The sequence below is a fragment of the Pseudonocardia pini genome, assembly GCF_013870575.1.
In the GTDB taxonomy this organism is placed as follows: domain Bacteria; phylum Actinomycetota; class Actinomycetes; order Mycobacteriales; family Pseudonocardiaceae; genus Pseudonocardia; species Pseudonocardia pini.
Map to the genome: position 1 here is coordinate 1 of NZ_JACBXB010000691.1, position 3004 is coordinate 3004.

General features: G+C 73.6%; 2 protein-coding genes and 1 pseudogene. 1 reads left to right on the forward strand and 2 read right to left on the reverse strand.

Going from position 1 to position 3004, the window contains the following annotated elements; genetic code table 11:
* Window positions 1-454: hypothetical protein (locus H5J29_RS27245; protein WP_220187999.1), on the forward strand; the 454-nt coding region annotated here is incomplete at its 5' end.
* A 10-nt stretch (window positions 455-464) separates the two neighbouring features.
* Here H5J29_RS27245 and recG read toward each other — a convergent pair.
* Window positions 465-2669: an ATP-dependent DNA helicase RecG gene (recG, locus tag H5J29_RS27250; RefSeq protein WP_181783858.1), complete on the reverse strand. Its 2205-nt coding sequence runs from the start codon at window positions 2667-2669 to the stop codon at window positions 465-467.
* Window positions 2666-3004: pseudogene (locus H5J29_RS27255) on the reverse strand (DAK2 domain-containing protein); the annotation flags it as partial. The gene recG and the pseudogene H5J29_RS27255, both read right to left, overlap by 4 nt.

A 3004-nucleotide genomic window follows, 5' to 3' on the forward strand; every position in this document is an offset into this window, starting at 1 on the left:
GCTCCGCGAGGAGTACACGGCCTTCGAGTGCGACCCGATGGCGGTGCTGCGGCTGCCCGCCCTGGCGGACGTGTCGGTGCCCAGCACCGGCCGGTTCGTCGAGGCCTTCGCCGAGGCCCAGGCCTTGGACACGGACTCCCGCCCCGCCGACCGCGCCCACGCGGAGGCGTTCGTCGCGGCCGTGGACCGGGCCGCGCGGGCCTGGGAGGCGGCGCGGGACGCGGCCGAGCGCATCCGGTACTCCACGCTGTCCGCCTCCGAGCGCACCTCCGTGGAGCGGGCGATCAAGCTGCTGACCACCGCCCGGGACTCGGACAACGACGCCGAACGCCACGCCGCCTACTCCATGGCCCGCTCCGAGCTGGCGAAGCTGGAGAAGGCGGGCGTGGTGCACCTCCCGAAGGGCGCCACCGCGGCCCTGGAGAACGACGGCCGAGGCTCCCTCTCCGCCTGACCGACCCGCATCAGACCTTGTCCAGGTAGGCGGCGGCCTGTTCGTCGCCCACCGTCTCCGTGACCAGTGCGCGCAGGCCGGGGTGGTTCGCGAGGCCGGGGTCCGACGCCACGAGGTGGGCCGCCACGACCCTCGTCTCGGCGATCACCTCCTCGTGCCGCAGCAGCGACAGGAGCTTGAGGCCGGAGCGGGTGCCGGACTGGGTGGCGCCCAGGATGTCCCCCTCCCGGCGCAGCTCCAGGTCCAGCCGGGCCAGCTCGAACCCGTCCGTGGTGCCGGCGATCGCGTCGAGCCGTTCGCGGGCCGTGGTGCCCGCGGGCATGTCCGTGACCAGCAGGCACACCCCCGGTGCCGAGCCGCGGCCCACCCGGCCACGCAGCTGGTGGAGCTGCGAGAGCCCGAACCGGTCCGCGTCCATGATGATCATCCCGGTGGCGTTGGGGACGTCCACACCCACCTCGATCACCGTGGTGGCCATCAGCACGTCCAGCTCGCCCGCGTCGAAGGCCCGCATCCGGAGCTCCTTCTCGTCCGCGGGCAGCTTGCCGTGCAGGATCCCGATCCGCAGCCCCGCCAGCGGGCCCTCGGCGAGCTGGGGCGCCACGTCCTCCACCGCCAGTGGCGGCCTGCGCTCCTCCGCGTCGGAGTCGGCCCCCTCGTCCGGCTCCTCCCCCTCGTCGGAGGCGGACTTCTTCTTCGCCGTGGCGTACTCGCCACCCACCCGCGGGAACACGACGTAGCACTGGTGCCCGCCCGCGACCTCCTCGCGGATCCGCGCCCACACGCGTTCCAACCAGGAGGGCTTCTCCCCCGCCGGGACGACCGTGGTCCTGATCGGCGACCGCCCCTTGGGCAGCTCGGTCAGCGCCGAGACCTCGAGGTCCCCGTAGACCGTCATCGCCACGGTGCGCGGGATGGGCGTGGCGGTCATGACCAGCAGGTGCGGGGTCCGCTCCCCACGCCCGCGGAGCGCGTCCCGCTGCTCCACGCCGAACCGGTGCTGCTCGTCGACCACCACGAGCCCGAGCTCGGCGAACCCGACCGTGTCCTCGATGATCGCGTGTGTCCCGACGACGATCCCCGCCGCCCCCGACTGGATGTCCAGCAGCGCCTTCCGCCGCTCGGCCGTGCTCATCGACCCGGTCAGCAGCGTGACCTGCGTGGCGTTGTCGGCCGACCCCAGCTCACCGCCCGCACCGAGCGGCCCGAGCATCGACCGCAGCGACCGCGCGTGCTGCGTGGCCAGCACCTCGGTCGGCGCCAGCATCGCGGCCTGCCGCCCCGAGTCGACGACCTGCAGCATCGCCCGCAGCGCCACGATCGTCTTGCCCGCGCCGACGTCCCCCTGCACGAGGCGGTTCATCGGCAACGGCCGCCCGAGGTCCGCCGCGATCTCCTCGCCGACGGCGACCTGGCCGGGGGTCAGCGTGAACGGCAGCCGGGCGTCGAAGGCCTCGAGCAGGCCGCCCGCGAGCCGCGGCGACGGTGCGGCGGGCCTGCGCAGCGACCGCTCCCGCTGCAGCGACAGGGCGAGCTGCACGCCGAACGCCTCGTCCCACACGAGCCGCGCCATGGCCGCGAACCGCTCCGACTCGGACTGCGGCACGTGGATCCGGCGCAGCGCCGAGCCCAGCGAGGCCAGCCCGTGCGACTCCCGCAACGTCTCGGGCAGCGGGTCCGTGGGATCGTCGAGCAGCGCGAGCACCTGCCGCACGCTGCGCCCGATCGCGGAGGAGGGCACCCCCTTCGTGGCCGGGTAGATCGAGATGAACGGCCGGTCCGCCGAGTCCTCCTCCAGCTCCTCGAACTCGGGGTGGGTGAGCTGCAGCTGCGAGACCCGCCCACGCTGGTAGACCGACACCGTGCCCGAGAACATCAGCGTGGCGCCGACCTTCACGATGCCCTGGACCTTGTAGGCGTTGAAGAACGTGCACGCGAGCTCGGCGCCCTTGGCGTCCCGGATCACGGCGTTCATGAGCGAGCCGCGCCGGTTCTGCATCTTCCGGGTGACCGCCGACGCCACGGTGGCGATCACCGTGACGTGGTCCCCCACCGCCAGCCCGGCGATGTCCGACAGCTTCCCGCGCTCCACGTACCGGCGCGGATAGTGCCGCACCAGGTCACCGACGGTGTGCAGCTCCAGCTTCCCGCCGAGCGCCTTCGCGGTCGCGGCCCCGACGACGTCCACCAGCGAGGTGTCCAGATCGACCTTCACTCGACCCCCAGCACCAGCGGGTAGTCCGCCTGCCCGCCCTCGTAGACCAGCACGTCGACCTCCGGGTGGGTGCGGCGCAGGTCCTCCACCAGCCGGTCCCCCAGCTCCGTGGGCGCGTCCGCCCCCACCAGCGCGGTCACCAGCTCACCCCCGGCCGTCAGCATGCGGTGAGCCAACCACAGGGCACCGACACTCAGGTCGGGGGCGATCAGCACGACCTCCCCCTCGCTCATGCCCAGCACCTCGCCGGGGGCACAGTGCCCCACGAAGGTCAGCGCCTCCGCCTCGGCGACGACGAGGCCACCGGTCCGGCACCCCGCGGCGGCCTCGGCCAT